We start from the raw sequence: 19,510 nt of genomic DNA, 5'->3' as shown, positions 1-19,510 counted from the left end.
GCTAGCGCAGGTAGGCTTCGGGCGAGAGCGTGGGGAAGACGTTGTCGCGCTGCTCGATCTCTTCGAGCGTGTGCCGCGTCTCGGGAGAGAACTCGCCCGAGGATTCGTAGCGCCGCCAGGCGTCGAGCAGGGCGCGGAACTGCTCCAGGTGCGTGTGGAAGCGCTTCTCGGCGTAGTCGCGGGCGTGCTCGGTGGTGATGAGGAACTGCCAGTCGGAGGACTCGAGCAGCATGAGCTCGCGGCAGAGCTGCCGCGCCAGGCGCTCGGCCAGCGGATCGGACTTCCAGCGCCGGCCTTCGGCCATCTGGAGCACGGCCTCTTCCGCGGCGTAGATGTGCTTCCACGTCCACGCCGTCTCGGGATTCAGCCAGACCTCGTTGGTGCCGTTCTTGCCCCAGGAGCCTTCGTCGAGCACGAGGTAGCCGGTGGGCTGGAACTGGTCGAGGTACTCGGAGCAGGTGACGAGCTTGACCGGACAATCGGGGCGCGCGTACGCGAGCGCGATGTTCTTGAGCCAGTGGACGCCTTCGAACCACCAGTGGCCGAAGAGCTCGGCGTCGAACGGCGCGCACAGGATGGGCGGCTGCCCGCCGGTGCCTCCGTTCTGGGGTTCGGAGCCGAGCACGCCGCAGGTGATCCCGACGAAGTGCTCGGCGTGGACGCGCGTCTTGGCCTCGGCTTCGTGCGGATAGTAGGCGGTCTTGCCGCCGAGGTCGACGCGCGGGTGCGTGACCTGCCAGTAGCGGTGTCCGCCGGGCCAGCGCTTCTTGTGGAAGTCGAGGTAGACGGCGTCGCCGGGATATCCGTGGTCGCCTGACCAGACCTGGATGCCGGTCTTGGGGTCGCGGGTGAAAAAGGCGGCGGTCCCGCTGGAGCGGCGCGCTCCGGCGAAATACGGGCGGTAGAGCGATGGGTGCTTGCCGCCCGTCTCCTCCTCGAGCGCGATGGGCACGTCGCCGGCGAGCATCTGGTAGGGACTGAAACGTATGTTGGTCTCGACCAGGTGGGTGTCGACGAAGAAGAACTGGATGCCGCATTCGGCGAGGATCTGCTCCACGCCCTCCCGGAGCTGCGGGCCCTTGGGGCGCGAGGCGCCGTTGGTCGAGACCGGATACTGCCAGAGCCCGCCCGGCCGGTAGCCGCATTCCGGGAGCCAGATGCCGCGCGGCTTGCGTCCGAAGAAGCGCTCGTGGGTGGCGACGCCCATGCGGACCTGCGCGCGGATGGAAGCGTCGGTGCCGAGGAGGGGGAAGTATCCGTGCGTGGCGCCGCAGGTGATGATCTCGATGGCGCCGGAGTCGTAGAAGCGCTTGAAGCCGCCGACGATGTCGCGCCCGAGGCCCTCGAAGTCGGCGAGCGCGCGCTCGAAGAACTGGCACCAGTACTGGGCGACGCGGGCGAAGTGGTCCTCGCCCTGGCGATGGAAGTCGGCTTCGTCCTTGCGCGCAGCCTCGATCTTGCGCTGCACGTAGAGGGGGAACTCCTCCTGGAAGGTCGGGTGCGAGAGCTGCTCGAGCAGGATGGGAGAAAGATTGACGTTCGCCTTGAGCGCCACGCCCTCCCGCTCCAACTCGCTGAACATCCGCAGCATGGGCAGGTAGGTCTCCGCGGCGGCCTCGTGGAGCCAGTCGAGGCCGTGCGGCCACGTGCCGTGGTGCACCACGTAGGGCAGGTGCGAATGGAGCACGAACGTGACGTATCCGGAGGGAGTGCCAAAGGACTTCATGGGCTTACCGTGTTGGATGCGGACAGGCGCGTGCGCTGTCGGCTGCCCAACCTTACGAGTCTACTAGTTTCTGGACGATTGTGTACATTAGGTGGATTCGCGATGGGAGCGACCGGCGACAAGTTCGAGCGGGCGGTGGAGATCATGGCGCGGTTACGGGCGCCGGGCGGGTGTCCGTGGGACCGCGAGCAGACCTTCGATACCATCAAGCCGTTCACGCTGGAGGAGACGTACGAGGTCCTGGAAGCGATCGACAATCGCGACTGGGACGAGCTGCCCGAAGAGCTGGGCGACCTGCTGCTGCAGGTGCTCTTCTATGCGCAGATGGCGAGTGAAGAGAGGCGCTTCGCCATCGACGACGTGCTGGAGCGCCTGGCGAACAAGCTGGTCGGGCGGCATCCGCACGTGTTCGGCGACGTGAAGGCGGAGACCGCGTCGGACGTACTCAGGAATTGGGAGGCGCTGAAGGCGGAAGAGAAGAAGCAGCGGCTCGCGGCGGGCGGCGGCAAGAAGAAGAAGGAAGAGGAGAATAACGAGTCGGTGCTGGCGGGCGTGTCGCCGGCGGTGCCGGCGTTGCTGGAGGCGTACAAGCTGAGCTCGCGCGCGGCGCACGTCGGGTTCGACTGGCCGGAGGTCAGCGGGCTGTTCGACAAATTGCGCGAGGAGACGGACGAACTGAAGCGCGAGGTAGCGAAGCTGCCGGCGCCGCCGAAGCCGCAGCAGCGTGGCGTGGCCGGGTCAGGGGCAGCGCAGGTGGCGGAGCCGCTGCGCGGCCGCCTGGAAGACGAGTTGGGCGACATGCTGTTCGTGCTGGTGAACATCGCGCGCTATCTCTCCCTCGACCCGGAATCGGCCTTGCGGAAGACCAACCGCAAGTTCAAGCGGCGGTTCCAATGGTTGGAAGAGGAGCTGCGCCGGCAGGGAAAGAAGCTGCCGGAGGCGTCGCTCGACGAGATGGAAGCGCTGTGGCAGAAATCGAAGGAGACGGAACGCTGATGGGCGAGCTCGACACCAGCCAGATCGTGGTGCGGAAGTGCGCGACCATCGCGGAGTTCACCGACTGCGTCGCGCTGCAGAAGGAAGTGTGGAACTTCGCGGACGTGGACCTGATCCCGCTGCGGATGTTCGTGGTGGCCGACAAGATCGGCGGCCAGATCATCGGGAGCTTCGACGGCGAGGAGCTGGTGGGTTTCGCGCTCTCCATCCCCGGGAGCCGCGGCGGGCATCCCTACCTGCACTCGCACATGCTGGCGGTGCGGGAAAAGTACCGCAACGCGGGGTTGGGGCGTCAGATGAAGCTGCTGCAACGCGAGGACGGGCTGGCGCGCGGGTTCGAGCTCATCGAGTGGACGTTCGACCCGCTGGAGATCAAGAACGCGTTCCTGAACCTGGAGCGGCTGGGCGCGGTCGCGCGCCGGTACAACATCAACCAGTACGGCATCTCGTCGTCGCCGCTGCAGGGCGGCCTGCCGACCGACCGGCTGGTGGCGGAGTGGTGGCTGAAGTCGAAGCGCGTCTGCGCGCTGCTCGAGGACAAGCAGCGGCCGGCCATCAAGACGGAGAAGACCATCGAGGTGCCGGCGCAGATCTACGAGTGGAAGGCGAGCGAGAAAGAGCGCGACAAGGCGAAAGACGTCCAACTGCGCAATCGCGAGCAGTTCCTGAAAGCCTTTTCTGACGGGATGGCGGTGCTGGGATACGAGCGCGACAAGGAGGGGAACGGGCGCTTCCTGCTGGGACACTGGGACGAAGAGTGGGGTTACGAATCGGCTCCCGGCGAAGAAGAGGAAACCGTAGAGCAATGAAGGTCGAAGCCATCACGCTGCGCGAGATCCGGATGCCGCTGGTGCATTTTTTCGAGACCAGCTTCGGGCGGACGTACGAGCGGAACATCGTGCTGGTGACGGCGCACTGCGAAGGCGTGAACGGCTGGGGCGAGTGCGCCGCGGGCGAGAATCCCTTCTACAGCGAGGAGTCGTTCGAGACGGCGTGGTACGCCATCCTGAACTTCCTGGCGCCGGCGGTGCTGGGCAAGAGCCTGGCGCGCGGCGGCGACGCGGCGCCGCTGTTCGAGCAGGTCCGCGGGCATCGCATGGCGAAGGCGGCGGTGGAGAACGCGCTGTGGGAGGCCGAGGCGCGGCAGAAGGGCGTCCCGCTGTGGAAGCTGCTGGGCGGCACGCGCCGCGAGATCGCGTGCGGCGTCTCCATCGGGATCCAGGATTCGCTCGATCAATTGATGGACAAGATCGCGACGGAGCTGGCGGCGGGCTACCAGCGCATCAAGATCAAGGTGAAGCCCGGCTGGGACCTCAATGCGTTCGAGCGGGTGCGCGCCCAGTGGCCGAAGATCCTGTTCAGTTGCGACGCGAACTCGGCGTACCGGCGGGAGGATTTTGCCCACCTGAAGAAGTTCGACGCGTACGACCTGCTGATGATCGAGCAGCCGCTGTGGCATGACGACCTGTACGTGCATGCCGAGTTGCAGAAGCAGCTGCAGACGCGGATCTGCCTGGACGAGAGCATCCGCCACGCGCGCGACGCGCAGGCGGCTATCGAGCTGGGCGCGTGCAGGATCGTGAACGTCAAGGTCGGGCGCGTGGGCGGGTTCACCGAGGCGCTGGCGGTGCACGACGTCTGCCGGCAGCGCGGCGTGCCGGTGTGGTGTGGCGGGATGCTCGAATCGGGCGTGGGCCGCGTGCACAACATCGCCCTCTCGACCAAGGAGAATTTCTCGCTGCCCGGGGACGTCTCCGCGTCGAAGCGGTACTGGAAAGAGGATGTGATCGAGCCCGAGGTCGAGGTAAGCAAGCAGGGGACCATCACGGTTTCGGATGCTCCGGGCACCGGGTACAAGGTGCGCGAGGATCTCATTGAGAAGTTGACGGTGAGGAAAGAGACGATCCGCGCGGGACGGGCGTCGGCCAGCTAGAGGCGGACGGGATCGCATTCTCCGATCGCGCCGGCGAGTCGCCGGCGCTTACACGACGATTCAGTGGCGCGGCGAGCCGGAGGCGGTGGCGGTGGATTCCGCGACCACTTGGTCGGACTTGCGGAGCTGTTGGACGCCCTGCGCGATGGTGAGGTTCGCCGGCACCTGGCGGAAGTCCGAGGCGCGCTCGTCTTCCTTGATCTTGATGGTCTTGAACAGCAGCGCCTTGCCGACGAAGTCGAGCTGCATGCGCGTGGTCTCCCAGCGGTTGGGGCCGATCTGCGACTGCTCGACGAGGAAATGCCCGCCCTTGTTGAGGCGCCCGAGGATGCCCCAGCCGAAAGTCACGTCGTCGAAGAGCGTGGCGTCGATGCGGACCAGGCGCTCCGCCTTGGGCTCGATCCACATGTGGCCGCGCATGCCCTTGTAGACCATCGTCTCGCGCGAAGGCGGATCGAAGTCCGGGTTGGGCCGGAAGGCGAGCCGCGAGGTCTGGACGCCGTTCAGCACCTCGGTGCCGTCGAACTCGTAGAGGAAGGCGTCGGGGAGCGCGTGGACCATGAGGCGGGTGCGGCGCTCATCCTCGGCTTGGTCTTTCTTGCGCTCGCGCAACGCGTCCGGATCGTTCACCAGCTTGTCGAGCTTCTTCTCGTCGGAGGCGCGCTGCTGCGGCGTGGGCGGCTGGTCGTTGACCGCGACGAGGCGCGCGACGGCGCCATCGTTGGTCTCGATGAGCTCCTTGGTGACGGTGCGCTCGGGCTTGACCTCGCGGATCTTGTACATGTAGCGCGGCCCGCTCTTGCTGGAGCGGTCTTCGTTGGCGATGACGCGGCGCACCAGCTCGTTCGCCGAGCTGGACTGGAGCTGGACCTGCGCGGGCGCGAGCGAGACCAGCGCGAAGAACGCGGCGCAGACGAGCGGCTTGGAGCACGGGAGCATGGGGAGATCCTGCCTCTCACGATTAGACGGCAGCGCGGGCAAAGCCGTTGCACTTAGTACCCAGGTGTATCTAGCGCACAAAAAACCGGCTCCGCGTGAGCAGAGCCGGCGTAAGGAAGGAGGATGTATTAGGCCTTTATGTCGGCCCTGTCCAGAAAAGGCAGTCCCATTGGTTTGATTCGCACCCGTCAGACTGAAACCGCTGTTCCCCTGGTTTTCGGTCTCAGCCAATCCGGCGCGACAGTTCCGTCAGGGCCGACGCCTGGGTAATAGCAACGGCGTGGCCAAAGTCCGGGAAGAGGAAAGTACTAAGGTGAAGTTTCTAGAGCTAGCAGAATCAATCGCATACGGGCAATTGCTGGCGAGTTCTGCGATATGTACCATTAAGTACATAGACAGCAAGTCTCATGTACTCAACAGTTAGCATCGGAGTGCCACCACTTTGCATCGCGGTGCATCGGCGGCGGCGAGACCGGAAGGCGGGAGCTCTAGGAAGCGGCGCGAAAACGCCGGCGCTACGTGCGGCAGACGAGAGCCGTCCTGAGGGACGCGTGACAGAGAAAAACCCGATTGGCCGCAGCGGGAAAGGCGGGTATAGTGGCCCCAAGCTATTGTGAAACGGCATCTTGCAGCGCATCGCTCCCGGGATATCCGTGCAGCCGTAGCTAATGTGAACCAGGAGAACGAGAATGTGGAAGCGCGATGAGAAGCCAGCCACGCCCGCGGCGCCGCAACCGAGCGCGCCGGCCGCAACCCCGCCAGTGACGAAGGAGGCTCGCATGGATTTTCCGAAGAGTGCTGACAATTTCCGCGCCGACGTGGCGCACATCGGCAAGAGCGTGCTGATCAAGGGCGAGCTTTCCGGCAGCGAGGACCTGTATCTCGACGGCGAGGTGGAAGGCAACATCGAGCTGCGCGACCACAGCCTGACGATCGGGCCGAACGGGCGGATCCGCGCGAACGTGCACGCGCGCGACATCACGGTGCACGGCAAGGTCGACGGGAACGTGCAGGGCGACGAGCGCGTGGAGCTGAAGCGCTCGGCGGTGCTCGTGGGCGACATCGCCACGCAGCGCATCGTGATCGAGGACGGCGCGTACTTCAAGGGCGCGATCGACATCAAGAAGCAGGAAACGAAGAAAGAGACGAAAGCGATGGCGGCCGCGGCGTCGTATGCATCGCCGTCGTCGTCGACCGGACCGGCCGCCTACAACGCCGCGCCGGCTTCGGGTCCGCAGTCTTCGCTGCTCGACGAGAAGAAGTATTCGTAAGCGGTCGGGCGGGGAATGGGGACGAGCCTGAGTTTCTTCAAGAAGCTCCTGGGAGACGCGGCGGCCGAGTCCGCGCAGGTGACGGGCGTCTCCGTCTCGCAAGGAAAGATCACGCGGCGGTCGAGCGGGCTGCAGGAGTTCGTGCGCGCGTTGGGCAAGGAGGAGGGCCTGCGCGTGCTCGACCTGGGGCCGACTTCGCCGACCAACATCGCGCGGCTTACCGAGCAGGGACACAAGGTCTACAACGAGGACGTATTGCTGGCGTCGCTGGACCCGGCCTTCCAGTCGCCGGGCGAGGACGGCAAGCCGTTCGTCGACCCCAAGAAGTTCCTGGAAGACAACCTGAACCACCAGCGGCACCAGTTCGACGCGGTGCTGTGCTGGGACGTCCCCGACTACATGGCGGAGACGCTGGTGAAGCCGATGGTGGAGCGGCTGCACTACATCACCAAGCCGGGTGGGGTGCTGCTGGCGTTCTTTCACACGCGCGACGCCGGGCCCGAGGCGCCATACTTCCGCTATCACATGGTCGGGAACGATGCGCTGGAGTTGCAGAAGGGGCCGCGCTTCCGGCTGCAGCGCGTGTTCAATAACCGCCACATCGAGAACCTGTTCAAGGATTTCGGCTCGTTGAAATTCTTCTTGGCGAAGGACGCGGTGCGGGAAGTGCTGGTGGTGCGCTAGTCCTTGACGCGGCTTCTGGTCGCGCGGAAGGCCCAGGCCGCGACTCTCTGATCTCCCAACAAAGCCAGGCCGGCGGCGCGCAGCCAGCGCGGGGCGGAGACGACCGCGCGGAAGCGGGCGGCCGCGCGGAAGGCGGGCACGATCTGGCGCGCGTGCCACTCGGCGTAGGCGCCGGCCGGCGAGGAAGCGGCTTTCGCGCCGCACCGCAGCGCAATGGCGATGCCGTCGCCGGCGAAGGGGTCGATGAAGCCGGCGGCGTCGCCGGCGTTGATCACGCCGGAAGAGCCCAGCGGGTGCGGTTCGCGGAAGACGAGAGGCGCGGTCGAGACCGGCTCGGTGAGCGGTTCCCAGTCGCGGGAGCGACGCCACAGGTCCTGATGCCGCGTGAGGACCTGGCCGAGGGAGTTGGCGACGTCGGAGCGGACCATGGCGCAGGCGTTCACGGCATGGTCGCCGATGGGCTGAACGCCGCAGTAGCCTCCGTCGAAGAAGTAAAGGTCGCAGGACTGCGGGGGCAGGGGCTCGCGGAAGTGGGCTTTGACGCCGAGCCAGCGAGGAGCGTTGGCCGGGAGTGACGTCCGGGTCAGGTTCGACCACCGGCCGGAAGCGTTCACTACCACGGCGGCGGAGACGCGAATACCCGCGGCCGCGACCTCGAAATCTTTTGGCCGGGAGATGTCGTCGACCTGCGTCTCCAGGCGGCAGTCGGCGCCGGCGGCGAGCGCGGCGTTCCACAGCGCTTCGTCGAGACGGAAGCGCGGGATGCTGAGGGCCGGTTCGGAGAGCGGCGCGTCCAGCGTGCGGCCGTCGAGGAACAGGCGGGCGCGAGCGATGCGCGGTGCGGCGGCGAGCAGCGCGTCGCCGGAGGGGCCGAGGAGCTCGCGCAGCAAGTCGGTGGCCTCCGGCGAGATGAACTCGCCGCAGACTTTGTGGCGCGGGAGGCGGCCGCGCTCGAGCAGCAGCACTTTCTTCCCAGCGCGCGCGGCGCGGATGGCGGCGGAGCATCCGGCGGGGCCGCCGCCGATCACGACGAAGTCGTAGTGCGAGGTCATTTCGGTTGCAAGACGCCGAGTCCTGCATAGAATACCGGCACTCCCCCTGACGTTTCCGGGCCCACGATCTTCGCTCGCGAAGGAGCCCCATGTTCGCCCCGAATCGCCGCCTCCCGTTCACCCTCGCGCTCATCGTGTTCGTGCTCGGCGCCGCCGAGCTCGGCAATTCCGGTCCCACGAGCGAGACCGTCGTGGTCGAAGCCAAGATGGACGACGCGATGGCGCAGCTCTGGTACGAGATGCCGCAGGACACCATGAGTCCCAACGTGGAGCTCTCCGGCAACACGCAGCCGGACTGCGCCAACGCCGCGCTGCGCAAGGCGCGCATGGCGCTCACCCAGGTCGGGATCCGGGACGCGGCGCGGCGGGCAGCGGTGCAGACGCTGGAGGTCTCGAAAGACATCTTTGAGCACGCATTCGGGATCGGCTGGGCGGGCATGCTCGGCGACGCTGTCGGGCTGTACCTGGAATCGAACAGCGTCGACGAACTGACCGACAACCTGAAGAAGCTGGCGGCGGAGAAGGCCGGGCAAGCGGTCGCGGGCGGGCTGAGCGCGGGCGCGGAGCACGTGGCGGGCCAGACGACCGGGAGGGTTGCCGGCGCGGCGGGCGCGGTCGCGGGCGGGCTGGAAGGGTATCCCGCGGAGAAGGGCGCGGGCGAGCTGGCGAAGTATCTGTGGGACCGGATGAACCAGGCTGGCGACTCGACGCTGTTCGAGTCGAGCTACGAAGACCCGCAATGCGGAACCATCTCAGTGGTGTTCGAGATGAGGGTGGCGCCGAACGGGCGGCGAAGCATCCACTTCCGGGCGTCGGGGGATTGCGGGTGCAAGTGGCCGGAGCGGGCGCCGCAGCCGATGCGGCTGGGTCGCTGGACGGTGATCGGCAACGGCGACCTGGCGCCGCAGCAGCCGGTGGTGAACGGCCAGACCATCACCATCCCGTATCACCTGGCGAACACGCACTACATCGTGCAGGCGAGCTGTGGATGCCCGCAGGGAGAAGACGGCAGCTCCGCCGATCCGGGCGGCTCGGGCACGGGCGTGCACGTGCAGCCGGACGAACCGAAGGTGCCGGTGTACGAGCGCATCTGCTGGCAGCGGTGCGGCGACCTGTGGTCGAAGTGGCAGGAGCTGCAGCGCGAGGCGGACCGCCTGCAGGAGCGCGTGCAGTCTCTGCAGACGCAGGCGCAGGCGAAGCAGCGCGAGCTGGCGCAGCAGCAGGAGAACCTGCAGCGGGCGCAGAACCGGCTGAACGCGGCGAACCAGGCCGTCGGGAAGTACAACACCGCGCGGCTGCAGCGACTGTTCCACAACCAGTACATCGAAGCGCAGAACAATCAGCGGACGGCGACGCAGGAAGTGAGCGTTCTGACGAATCGCGTGAACCGGCTGCAACAGGAGCTGAATGACATCAACTCGTCGCTGCAACGGTTCCAGCAGTGGGCGGCGCAGCGCGCGGCAGAGGCGGCAGCGGCGCGCGACGCCTACTACCGCTGCGCGCGCGACTGCTACGAAAACGCGCGGCAGGCGGGCGAGATCAACGCGCTGCCCCAGGATATCCAGGCGTGGGACCAGGCGCACCCGCGCACGCAGACGGCGCAGGCCGACCTGGGCATGGGCGGCGAGCAGATGCTGGTCGGCGTGGTGACCGGCCAGGACACGCGCACGGGCGAGAAGACGACCGCGCGCGTGGTGTCGAACCCGAAGTCGTTCCAGAACATTCCCGGGCTGCGCGTGATCGAGCTGACCACGCGGGTAGCGCGCGGGAAAGACGGTAAGCCGGACACCGACTCCCTGGTCGCGCGGATCGGTGACGGGCCGCCGCAGAAATGCGATGGTCCGGTGACTGGCACGGCGAGCGGCGACAAGCTGCGCGTCTCGGTGGGACAGCCGGGGCAGACCCCGGCGACCGGCGAGGTCCCGCTGACGCCGGGGCAGCCGCGCACCGCGCCCACCACGGTGCGGCCGGAGCAGTTCCGCAGTCCGGCGATCCTGCAGCGCGGGACAGTCGGCGTGGTGCACGGGCCGTTCGACGGGCGGAACCTGGGCACGTCGGTGATGGTCGGCGGGAAGAAGGCCGAGATCCTCGCCGAGACCGGGAACGCGCTCTACTACGTCATCCCGAGCGGCGTGGAACCAGGGCAAAACAACATCGTGGTGGAAGAGCAGGGCGTGAAGATGAAGTTCCGCGTGGCAACGGTCGGCTTGCAGATGGCGGCGGGGCGGCTGAACCTGGAGAAGGGCGAGACCGGAACGTTCACCGCGACGGTGACCGGCGCGGATAAGCTGCCGCCGTCGGCGTGGCAGGCGGGCGACCCGGGCGAGTTCGGCGACCTGGTGGACATGGAGCAGGTGCGGCGCATGGGGTTCCGTCCACCGGCGAAGGGCCAGCCGGGCGTGGTGCTGTTGCTGCTGGAGAACATGTCGCCGCAGGTGGTGTCGATGAGCGGCGGGAACTCGGTGAGCCAGCAGCTCGGGCAGAGCTCATTCGCGGGTGGCCCGTACGTCTACAACGGAAGCGTCCACGCCGGGCAAAAGGGAAGCTTCGCCATCAAGGGGCAGGTGATCCCGTTCCTGGCGCCGGTGGCCGGGGAGTACGGCCAGTAGCGGGAGCTGAAAACAGGAGGAGAGGAGGGGAGAAAAACCCTTTTCCTTTCCGTTCCTGCCAGCGCAACGATACGGTAGCCATGAAAAAGGTAACAGAGGTAGGGCTGCGCGAGAGCGCGGCCTCTTTTATCTCTAAACGGTTTCGAGCTCTTCTTCCAGCAGCTGCTTCTGGTAGAGCTCGGTGTAGTAGCCGTTGCGGGCGATGAGCTCGTCGTGGGTGCCGAGTTCGACGACCCGGCCGCCATGGAGGACCGCGATGCGGTCGGCGTTGCGGACCGTCGAGACGCGGTGTGAGATGAAGATGGTGGTGCGGCCGAGCATGACCTCGCGCAGGTGGTCGAGGATCTTTTCTTCGGTGTAGGTGTCGACCGAGGAGAGCGCGTCGTCGAGGATAAGGATGCGGGGCTCGCGGATGATGGCGCGGGCGATGGCGGTGCGCTGCTTCTGTCCGCCGGAGAGCGTGATGCCACGCTCGCCCACCATGGTCGCGTACTGCTTGGGAAAGCCTTCGATGTCGGGCGCGATGCTGGCGCCTTCGGCGGCGCGGCGGACGTCGTCGTCGGTGGCGTCGTCGGCGCCAAAGGCGATGTTCTCGCGGATGGTGTCGGAGAACAGGAACGTCTCCTGCGGGACGAAGCCGATGTTGCGCCGCAGGTCCGCCAGCGGGTAGTCGTTGACCGGCCGGCCGTCGATGAGCACGCGGCCCGCGGGCGCGTCGTAGATGCGCGGGATGAGCGAGACCAGCGTGGACTTGCCCGAGCCGGTGGGTCCGACGATGGCGAGGCTGGAGCCGGCGGGGATGCGCAGGTTGATGTCGCGCAACACCGGAGTGTCGCCGTAGGCGAAGTCGAGGCTGGCGAACTCGATCTCGCCCGTGATGGGACGCGCTTCCAGGCCGGGTCGCGTGTCGCGGATCTCGGGCTGTTCCTTGAGGATCTCGTTGATGCGCCCCATGGAGGCGGTGCCGCGCTGGAAGATGTTGATGACCCAGCCGAGCGCGATGACCGGCCAGGTGAGCATCACCATGTACATGTTGAAACCGACGAATTCGCCGACCGTCATGCGGTGCAGGATGACTTCGCGGCCGCCGAGCCAGAGCACGACCACGACCCCGAGCCCCAAAAGCACTTCGAGCGTCGGCCACAACATGCCCATCAGGCGGATCAGCTTGAGGCTGCGGGCGATGTACTCCCGGTTGGCGGTCTCGAAGGAGCGGATCTCGTGCTCTTCCTGGGCGTACGCCTTGATGACGCGCACGCCGGAAAAGTTCTCCTGCGCCTGCGCCGAGATGTCGGAGAACATGGCCTGGATGCGCTCGAAGCGCTCGTGGATCCGCCGGCCGAAATACTGGATCAGGATGGACGCGATGGGCAGCGGCAGGAAGGCCCAGAGCGTGAGCCTGGGGCTGATCCGGTACATGAAGAGAAGCGCGGCGACGGTGAAGACCAGGGTGTTGGCCGAATACATGATCGCCGGGCCGAGCAACATGCGGACGGCGTTGAGGTCGTTGGTGGCGCGCGCCATGATGTCGCCGGTGCGGGTGCGCTGGTAGTAGCTGTAACTCAGGCTCTCGAGGTGGCGGAAGAGGTCGTTGCGCAGGTCGTATTCGATGTCGCGCGATACACCGATGACTACCTTGCGGGTCAGGTACTGGAAGACACCCTTCAGCAGCATGACCTCGACGATGGTGATGGCAAAGAGCCATAACTTCTCGCGCGTGACCGTAAGGTTGAGCGCGTCGATCGCCCAGCGCACCAGTTGCGGGAAGAGGACGGCAAAGCCGTTCGTCAGGAGCACGCAGAGCCCGCCCCAGGTCAGCGGCCAGCGGTACTTCCACAGGTAGGGCGCGAGTGGGCGGAGGCTCTTCAGCATGCGAACCGATTAGAGATGAATGATAGCAGTGGGAGGATTCAGGGATTGCCGGCGGAGACTCTGGCTGCCGGGCGACGACACTTCCGGGGGCTTACTTCACGTTGAGCGCATGCAGCAGGTTGAAGATGAGCGCGAAGGCGGCGACCAGGAAGCCGAACAGGATCGCGGCCAGGACAGCGGCGTACTGGCTGACCAGCAGTTCGGTGGCGCCACCGTAGCTCTCGTCCACCCATTGCGCGCTGGACTTGTGATGGCGCATCCGCCAGACCACCACGCACAGGCTGACGAACGCGACGGGCGTGGCCAGGGCGCCGAGTGCCGCAGGGGGCACACGCATCGGGTGATCGAGCAGAAAAGCAAGCCCGGTGCACAGTAGTGCGACAAGGCTGCTCCACAGCAGGATCTTGTTTGCCTTGTGGGCAGGACCCTTCACGGACTTAGTCGCCGTGGTCATGGGATCACCTCGTTGCAGCGTTGGCTTTCTGAAAACAGGCCTTGCACATCCCGTCCAAGCGTTCTGCGTCGCTCTTCCAGATCTCCGTACCGCAACTCGCACACCGCAGGTAGCGGGCACTTGTGCCCGCGCCGGCGGGCTCGGCGCGGCCCGGCGCCGCCACCGCTGCCGCCCGGGCGCTCCTCGTACGCGGGTCGCACTGCGCACAAAAGCCGTTGTGCCGCATGGATTCCTGGCGCTTGATCTGCCTGCCGCACTCCCGGCATGGGAAGTGGTCGCCCGCGGGTACGCTTGACGCCGGCTCCGACTGCGGACCCGGTTCCCCGAATGCTGCGCCCAAGAAACCACCACCGACCAAGAGAGGGATGTTGAAGAAGCGCAGGTTCAGTAGCAGCAGTAACAGGGCGTCGCCTTGCGCGACTCCGAGCCAGCGCGTGATGCCGAAGCCAAGTAGGATGCGCGCCACTTCGAGCGGGACGGCCGCCAACGCGCCCAGGCACCCACGCCAGAAGGTTGCCACCCGCAGCGTTCGGATCTTAAGAGAGAGCGCCAGAACGCCAATCAGCGCGGCAAGGTTCACGACCACGAGCAGGATCACGGTTAGCCAGTACATGCGGCACCTTGATCAACGAATCAGAGCCTGTTTATCTACCACAGACCCGGGGACACGAGCCAATAATCTTCTGGTCACGCAGTTTTGGACGCTCGATGTTACGTGTGGACCTTGAGGATGAGGTAGCCGCCGGCGAATCCGAAGATGAGGTCGGGGGCCCAGGCGGCGAGCGCGGCGGGGAGCTGGTGGACGTTGCCCATGGCTTCGAACAGGCCGTTGGTCATCCAGTAGATGACGGCGATGCCGATGGCGGTGGCGACGCCGGCGAGCGCGCCGCGGCGCCCGGTGGAGAGCGCGAACGGGACGGCAAGCACGGCCATCACGAAGGTGATGAGCGGGAAGGCGAACTTGCGGTGGAGCTGGACGCGCAGCCGCCCGACGTCGAAACCGCTCTGCTGCAGGTCGTGGATGTACTGCCGCAGCTCGAAGTAATCCATCTCCTGGGACTGCCGGACTTCCTTCTTGAAGTAGCTGGGCGCTTCGGCGACTTCGGGGAAGGTGGTGGCGTCGAAGCGGTCGAAGCGCTCTATGGCGGCGCCGCGCAGGTCGCGCTTCCAGCCCTGCTCGAAGACCCAGGTCCCCAGGTCGTCTTCCCAGTGGGCGCGCGCGGCGAAGATGCGCTCGGTCACGGCGAACGTCTGGGGATCGAACTTGAAGACCGAGATGTTGCCGAAGCGGTTCTGATCGGGGTCCCAGAACTCGTAATAGAAGATGGTGGAGTGCTGTCCGAAGATCCACTTGCGGTCGGGGCGGAGGTAGGTCTGCGCGGGCTTGCCCTTGATGGTGTTCCAGAGCTGGTCCTGGCGCTTGTTGGTGTGCGGCAGGTAGAAGTGGTCGAAGATGAAGAGCGCGGCCGAGATGCAGGCGGCGATCACCAGGACGGGCAGGATGAGGCGGTAGATGCTGATGCCGGTGGCCTTCATCGCGGTGATCTCGTTGCCCTTCTGCAGCAGTCCGAAGGTGATGAGCACGGCGATGAGCACCGACATCGGCGCCATCAGGTAGATCATCGCCGGCGTGTAGTTCAGCAGGTACTCGCCCACGGTGACGAGCGGGACCTTGTTCTTCACCACGTCGCCCAGGATCTCGAAGAAGGTGAAGACCAGCGTGAGCATGACGAAAGCCGCAAGGATGAGGCCGGTGTAGGTGAGGAAGTCGCGCAGGATGTAGTCGTCGAGGATCTGCGGGAAGCGGCCGCCGAAGATGCCGGTGCGGCGGCGCGCCATGACGGATTCGCCGGTGGCGGGGCCGTGCCGCTGCAGCCACTGCTTCATGCGCGCGAACGAGACGCGGAACGAGCCGACCTCGATGGGCATGCGGTCCACGCGGAACAGGAGCGCGATGCCGGCCAGCACGAAAAGAATGTTCGCCATCCAGGCGCCCAGGACGGGCGCGACCTTGCCCTGCCGCGCCAGCTCCACCCCGGCGAGCGAGACCACGTAGTAAAGGAAGACCAGCACGATGGTGAGGACGAACCCGGTGGAGCGCCCGCCCTTCCGGGAAGACAGGCCGAGCGGGATGCCGACGAGCGCCAGCACCAGGCACGCCGTGGGCAGCGCGAGCCGGAAGTGGAACTCGGTCAGATACCAGTGGAACTTGGGCTGGTGCGAGAGCCGCAGCAGGTCGGCGGTGGAGAGCTCCGACATGGTCTGGCGCTGCTGCTGGGTATTGTCCGACGGCAGCTCGATGGGGATGTCGGTCTCTTCAAAGGTGGTGATGGTGTACTTGCCCGGATCGCGCGGGTTGGTCTCGTGCTGCGAGCCGTTGGAGAGGTGCAGGCGGATCTTGTTCTCGCCCTCGGGCAGGACGACGCCTTCGTCCGCGAGGGTGATCTTGGGCGCGCCGGGCGTGGAGATGTCGGCGAGGAAGATGCCGCGCCACAGGGCGGCGTTCTCCGCGGCGGAGGAATCCTGGACGTAAAGGACGTAGTTGTGGAAGTCCTCGTAGAAGACGCGCGGTTGGACTTCGAAGGGCGCCTGGGTGGATTTCAGGCGGCCCTGCAGTTCGGAGAGCTGCTGCGCGGAGCGTGGCAGGAGGAACGTCTGGTTGACGAGCGCGAACAGCCAGGCGGCGGCCGCGAAGATGGCGATGGTGCGCACGAAGATGCCGACGCCGAGGCCGGCGGCCCGCATCGCGGTGACCTCGCTGTCGGCGGCGAGGCGGCTCAGCCCGATGAGGATGCCGACCAGCACGCCCATCGGGATGGAAAACTTGAGCGCGGTCGGCAGGCCGAGCAGAAAGACCTCGGCGATACTGGGCAGCGGCGCGCTGTTGCGCACCACCACCTCCATGATCTTGCCCACTTGTCCCATGAAGAGGACGAAGGTGAACACGGCGACGCCGATGGCGCCGTGCGCCAGGACCTCTTTCAGGATGTAGCGGGTGAAGATCCGCATCGCCCCAGTATAGAAGCGGCTCACTTGAATTCGTGAGCCGCAGACCTGAAACTGTCACCCCCAATGCCGGACATCCGGGTCGTGTTCCTGTGGCACATGCACCAGCCGTTCTACAAGGATCTGGCGGGCGGCGAGTACCGCCTGCCGTGGGTGCGGCTGCACGCGCTCAAGGATTACTACGGCATGGTGAAGCTGCTGGAGGAGTTTCCGCAGGTGCACCAGACCTTCAACCTGGTGCCGTCTCTGATGGCGCAGATCCAGGATTACGCGGCGGGCAGCGCGCGCGACCCGTTCTTCGACGTCGCGGCGAAGCCGGCCAAGGAGCTCACGGCGGAGGAGCGGCGCTTCGCGCTGACCTACCTGTTCCAGGCGAACGTGAACAACCTGATCGGGCGGTATCCGCGCTACCGCGAGCTGTACGAAAGATTCCGCGGCGCGGGCGAGGACGCCGCGAAAGCGGAGCGCTACTTCACGGCGCAGGACCTCACCGACCTCCAGGTGCTCTCGCAGCTGGCGTGGTTCGATGAGTTCTTCCTGGAAGAAGGCGACGTGGCGGCGCTGGTCGCGAAAGGGAAGGACTACTCGCTCGACGACCAGAAGCTCGTCTGCGCGCAGGAGCGTGAGCGGATCGGGCGGGTGCTGCCGGCGTACGCGGCGGCAGCGAAGGCCGGCGCCATCGAGCTCTCGACCTCGCCGTACTATCACCCCATCCTGCCGCTGCTGTGCGACACCGACCAGGGAAGGGTGTCGTCGCCCGGGCTGCCCCTGCCGCAACAGAGGTTCCGGCATCCGGAGGATGCGCGGGCGCAACTGGTGCGCGGGCTGGAGCTGCACGAGAAGACCTTCGGGGTGCGACCGCGCGGAGCGTGGCCGTCGGAGGGCTCGGTGTCGGACGAGGTGATGCGCATCGGGCACGAGGCCGGGCTGGAGTGGATGGCGACGGACGAGGGGGTGCTGGGGAGGTCGCGGGGCGTGAACTTCGCGCGCGACGGCGGCGGGTCGCTCTCGCGCGACTTGGCGGCAAAACTCTATTCGGTGTGGCGCTTCGAGCAGGGCGCCACGCGCATGCACCTGATCTTCCGGGACCATCCGCTGAGTGACCTGATCGGGTTCGTCTACTCGGGCATGCCGCCGAAAGAGGCCGCGCAGCACCTCATCCATCACATCAAGAAAGCGGCGCAACCGGTTCTGGATGCAGGACGAGAGGCCATGGTGCCCATCATCCTGGATGGCGAGAACGCCTGGGAGTACTACCCGCGTTCGGGGCGGGAATTCCTGCGCTACGTGTACGACGGGCTGAGCCGCGATCCGCAGATGCAGGCGGTGACGGTCAGCGAGGCCATCGCGCGGCAGAAGGAGATGCCGACGCTGGGCGCGCTGACGCCGGGCTCGTGGATCAACGCGAACTTCAACGTCTGGATCGGGGCGCCGGAAGACAACAAGGCATGGAACTACTTGAGCGCGGCGCGCGAGCGCTACAGCGAGCTGGAGCAGTCGGTGGCGCCGGAGAAGCGCGCGCTGGCCTACGAAGAGTTGCTCGTCGCCGAGGGTAGCGACTGGAACTGGTGGTATGGGCCGGAGCACCACTCGGCGAACGACCGCGACTTCGACGAGCTCTACCGCAAGCACCTGTCGAACGTGTACCAGGCGCTGGGACAGCCGGCGCCGGAATCGCTGGCGCAGCCCATCGTGCGTCCCGAGGTGCGGGCGACGTTCGTGCCGCAGACGGCGTTCATCCACCCCCAGGTGGATGGCGACGTGGGGCGGTATTTCGACTGGATCGGCGCGGCGATGTACACCGCCGACCGCAGGTCGTCCGCGATGCACGGAAAACAGTTCCTGCTGGATGGGATCCATGCCGGGGTGGATGAACAGAACTTCTACGCGCGGGCAGACTTCATCGGCGGCTCGCCGCCCAAGGGCGCGGTCGAGCTGAAGCTGCACTGCGCGAGCCGCGATGCGAATGGCGTGGTGCTGAAGACTGTGCAGGTGACGGTGGAGCTCGCCGCCGGGAAGCTGAGCGGGTGGCGGCTGGCGAGCGTCGCGGAGGACGAGGAGTCGCTGCTGCCGGGCGAGGCGGCGCAGGGGATGGCGCTCGGCGTCCATCGCACGTTGGAGTGCAAGCTGCCGCTCGCGACGCTGGAAGCGCCGGCGGGCGGGCGCATCGGCTTCCGGTGCACGATCTGGCGGGAGCATCTGCCGGTGGACGCACTGCCGGCGGAGGGCGAGATCTTTGTCGACGTGCTGAGCGAGGCGGAGCTGGCGGCGCGAGCGTAGCCAGCAAAAAAGAAAGGCGGGCGAGGTCGCCCGCCCTGGCACTACAGAAGAGTCATTTTCCGGCGGAGCTGTTGTTGAGCTGCATGGGCCGGCTGAGCTCCATGGTGATCTCGGAGCCGGCGGGGAGTTCCGCGGAGCGCTTGCGCCAGAGCCAGTGGGCCGCCGCCGCGCCGCCCCCGATGATGGCGCCGACCAGGGCGCCCTTGCCGCCGCCCGCGGCCGCGCCGATGCCGACACCCGCGCCTACGCCGGCGCCGGCGACCAGCAGGTCACGCTTGTCGTGGCCGGGTCCCTTGATGGCGCCTTCCTCGTTGACCTTGGTGCCGTCGATGTTGGTGTCGACCACCACCGCGTTGAGCGTGAACTTCTCGCCCGTCGGCATGGTGATGACGTCGGGATTGATCTCGATGGTGGGCGTCCCTTTGATGCGGCGGTTCTCGGTGACGCGCACGATGTGTCCCTGGATGGTCGAGCCGACCGGGATGACGGTGGTCTCGCCCTGCACCACAGGTTCGGTGACGCGACCGGAGAAGGTGTCGCCGGCCTTCGACTTCGACGTAGAGATGGCCGTCTCCAGCTTCATCTTCACGCCGGTGCCCGCCGGCAGCGCGAGCTGTTCCTGCGCGGCGGCGGAGGCCGCCAGGAGCACGACCAGCCCAAGGGTGACTGCTAGTTTCTTTGTCATTGG

At 66.5% G+C, this 19,510-nt stretch carries 15 protein-coding genes; 7 read left to right on the top strand and 8 right to left on the bottom strand.

Annotated features, from left to right (window positions below):
* Window position 1: 1 nt before the first annotated feature.
* Window positions 2-1,726 (bottom strand): 1,4-alpha-glucan branching protein domain-containing protein, encoded by a 1,725-nt coding sequence (locus VLA96_00870; protein HSE47739.1) that lies wholly within the window; start codon window positions 1,724-1,726, stop codon window positions 2-4.
* Window positions 1,727-1,828: 102 nt separating this feature from the next.
* On the opposite strand from VLA96_00870, the gene mazG reads away from it, so the two are divergent.
* From mazG to menC, 3 genes are read left to right on the top strand one after another with little or no spacing between them, the layout of a single operon-like run.
* Window positions 1,829-2,722: a nucleoside triphosphate pyrophosphohydrolase gene (gene mazG / locus VLA96_00865; GenBank protein ID HSE47738.1), complete on the top strand. Its 894-nt coding sequence runs from the start codon at window positions 1,829-1,831 to the stop codon at window positions 2,720-2,722.
* Window positions 2,722-3,531, top strand: a complete 810-nt coding sequence (locus VLA96_00860; GenBank protein ID HSE47737.1) for a GNAT family N-acetyltransferase — start codon at window positions 2,722-2,724, stop codon at window positions 3,529-3,531. Before mazG ends, VLA96_00860 begins: the two co-directional genes overlap by 1 nt.
* Window positions 3,528-4,655 (top strand): o-succinylbenzoate synthase, encoded by a 1,128-nt coding sequence (menC, locus tag VLA96_00855; protein HSE47736.1) that lies wholly within the window; start codon window positions 3,528-3,530, stop codon window positions 4,653-4,655. Before VLA96_00860 ends, menC begins: the two co-directional genes overlap by 4 nt.
* A gap of 60 nt (window positions 4,656-4,715) precedes the next feature.
* Here menC and VLA96_00850 read toward each other — a convergent pair whose 3' ends face one another.
* Window positions 4,716-5,594 (bottom strand): hypothetical protein, encoded by an 879-nt coding sequence (locus tag VLA96_00850; protein HSE47735.1) that lies wholly within the window; start codon window positions 5,592-5,594, stop codon window positions 4,716-4,718.
* 779 nt (window positions 5,595-6,373) lie between these two features.
* On the opposite strand from VLA96_00850, the gene VLA96_00845 reads away from it, so the two are divergent.
* The gene (locus VLA96_00845; protein ID HSE47734.1) at window positions 6,374-6,865 is read left to right on the top strand and encodes a polymer-forming cytoskeletal protein; all 492 of its coding nucleotides are present in this window, start codon (window positions 6,374-6,376) and stop codon (window positions 6,863-6,865) included.
* Between the two features lie 15 nt (window positions 6,866-6,880).
* Entirely contained in the window at window positions 6,881-7,549 is a 669-nt protein-coding gene (locus tag VLA96_00840) for a methyltransferase domain-containing protein (GenBank protein HSE47733.1), read from the top strand.
* On the opposite strand, the gene VLA96_00835 is transcribed toward VLA96_00840, so the two are convergent.
* The gene (locus VLA96_00835; GenBank protein ID HSE47732.1) at window positions 7,546-8,601 is read right to left on the bottom strand and encodes an FAD-dependent oxidoreductase; all 1,056 of its coding nucleotides are present in this window, start codon (window positions 8,599-8,601) and stop codon (window positions 7,546-7,548) included. The two genes, VLA96_00840 and VLA96_00835, sit on opposite strands and share 4 nt — an antisense overlap.
* 89 nt (window positions 8,602-8,690) lie before the next feature.
* On the opposite strand from VLA96_00835, the gene VLA96_00830 reads away from it, so the two are divergent.
* The gene (locus VLA96_00830; protein HSE47731.1) at window positions 8,691-11,210 is read left to right on the top strand and encodes a hypothetical protein; all 2,520 of its coding nucleotides are present in this window, start codon (window positions 8,691-8,693) and stop codon (window positions 11,208-11,210) included.
* 132 nt (window positions 11,211-11,342) lie between these two features.
* Here the strand turns inward: VLA96_00830 and VLA96_00825 are convergent, their stop codons facing one another.
* The 4 genes from VLA96_00825 to lptF form a co-directional block, all read right to left on the bottom strand.
* Window positions 11,343-13,082, bottom strand: a complete 1,740-nt coding sequence (locus tag VLA96_00825; protein ID HSE47730.1) for an ABC transporter ATP-binding protein — start codon at window positions 13,080-13,082, stop codon at window positions 11,343-11,345.
* A gap of 91 nt (window positions 13,083-13,173) precedes the next feature.
* A complete protein-coding gene (locus VLA96_00820; protein ID HSE47729.1) occupies window positions 13,174-13,536 on the bottom strand; it encodes a hypothetical protein in 363 nt (120 codons plus the stop codon).
* 4 nt (window positions 13,537-13,540) lie between these two features.
* Complete coding sequence (locus VLA96_00815) at window positions 13,541-14,149, bottom strand: hypothetical protein (GenBank protein ID HSE47728.1); 609 nt, start codon at window positions 14,147-14,149, stop codon at window positions 13,541-13,543.
* Between the two features lie 98 nt (window positions 14,150-14,247).
* Window positions 14,248-16,545: an LPS export ABC transporter permease LptF gene (gene lptF, locus VLA96_00810; protein ID HSE47727.1), complete on the bottom strand. Its 2,298-nt coding sequence runs from the start codon at window positions 16,543-16,545 to the stop codon at window positions 14,248-14,250.
* Window positions 16,546-16,608: 63 nt separating this feature from the next.
* Here lptF and VLA96_00805 point away from each other — a divergent pair, with 63 nt between their 5' ends.
* Window positions 16,609-18,822, top strand: a complete 2,214-nt coding sequence (locus VLA96_00805; protein ID HSE47726.1) for a glycoside hydrolase family 57 protein — start codon at window positions 16,609-16,611, stop codon at window positions 18,820-18,822.
* 52 nt (window positions 18,823-18,874) lie between these two features.
* Here the strand turns inward: VLA96_00805 and VLA96_00800 are convergent, their stop codons facing one another.
* Window positions 18,875-19,507, bottom strand: a complete 633-nt coding sequence (locus VLA96_00800; protein HSE47725.1) for a hypothetical protein — start codon at window positions 19,505-19,507, stop codon at window positions 18,875-18,877.
* Between the last annotated feature and the right edge of the window lie 3 nt (window positions 19,508-19,510).

Source organism: Terriglobales bacterium (assembly GCA_035457425.1).
Classification (GTDB): Bacteria; Acidobacteriota; Terriglobia; order Terriglobales; family Acidobacteriaceae; genus JACPNR01.
Note: the sequence above shows the minus strand (reverse complement) of the source record. Positions and strands in the feature narration are given on the sequence as shown.

Excerpts from the sequence above, each read along its gene's own strand:
- VLA96_00870 (HSE47739.1), bottom strand. The coding sequence starts at position 1,726 with ATGAAGTCCTTTGGCACTCCCTCCGGATACGTCACGTTCGTGCTCCAT.
- mazG (HSE47738.1), top strand. The coding sequence starts at position 1,829 with ATGGGAGCGACCGGCGACAAGTTCGAGCGGGCGGTGGAGATCATGGCG.
- VLA96_00860 (HSE47737.1), top strand. The coding sequence starts at position 2,722 with ATGGGCGAGCTCGACACCAGCCAGATCGTGGTGCGGAAGTGCGCGACC.
- menC (HSE47736.1), top strand. The coding sequence starts at position 3,528 with ATGAAGGTCGAAGCCATCACGCTGCGCGAGATCCGGATGCCGCTGGTG.
- VLA96_00850 (HSE47735.1), bottom strand. The coding sequence starts at position 5,594 with ATGCTCCCGTGCTCCAAGCCGCTCGTCTGCGCCGCGTTCTTCGCGCTG.
- VLA96_00845 (HSE47734.1), top strand. The coding sequence starts at position 6,374 with ATGGATTTTCCGAAGAGTGCTGACAATTTCCGCGCCGACGTGGCGCAC.
- VLA96_00840 (HSE47733.1), top strand. The coding sequence starts at position 6,881 with ATGGGGACGAGCCTGAGTTTCTTCAAGAAGCTCCTGGGAGACGCGGCG.
- VLA96_00835 (HSE47732.1), bottom strand. The coding sequence starts at position 8,601 with ATGACCTCGCACTACGACTTCGTCGTGATCGGCGGCGGCCCCGCCGGA.
- VLA96_00830 (HSE47731.1), top strand. The coding sequence starts at position 8,691 with ATGTTCGCCCCGAATCGCCGCCTCCCGTTCACCCTCGCGCTCATCGTG.
- VLA96_00825 (HSE47730.1), bottom strand. The coding sequence starts at position 13,082 with ATGCTGAAGAGCCTCCGCCCACTCGCGCCCTACCTGTGGAAGTACCGC.
- VLA96_00820 (HSE47729.1), bottom strand. The coding sequence starts at position 13,536 with ATGACCACGGCGACTAAGTCCGTGAAGGGTCCTGCCCACAAGGCAAAC.
- VLA96_00815 (HSE47728.1), bottom strand. The coding sequence starts at position 14,149 with ATGTACTGGCTAACCGTGATCCTGCTCGTGGTCGTGAACCTTGCCGCG.
- lptF (HSE47727.1), bottom strand. The coding sequence starts at position 16,545 with ATGCGGATCTTCACCCGCTACATCCTGAAAGAGGTCCTGGCGCACGGC.
- VLA96_00805 (HSE47726.1), top strand. The coding sequence starts at position 16,609 with ATGCCGGACATCCGGGTCGTGTTCCTGTGGCACATGCACCAGCCGTTC.
- VLA96_00800 (HSE47725.1), bottom strand. The coding sequence starts at position 19,507 with ATGACAAAGAAACTAGCAGTCACCCTTGGGCTGGTCGTGCTCCTGGCG.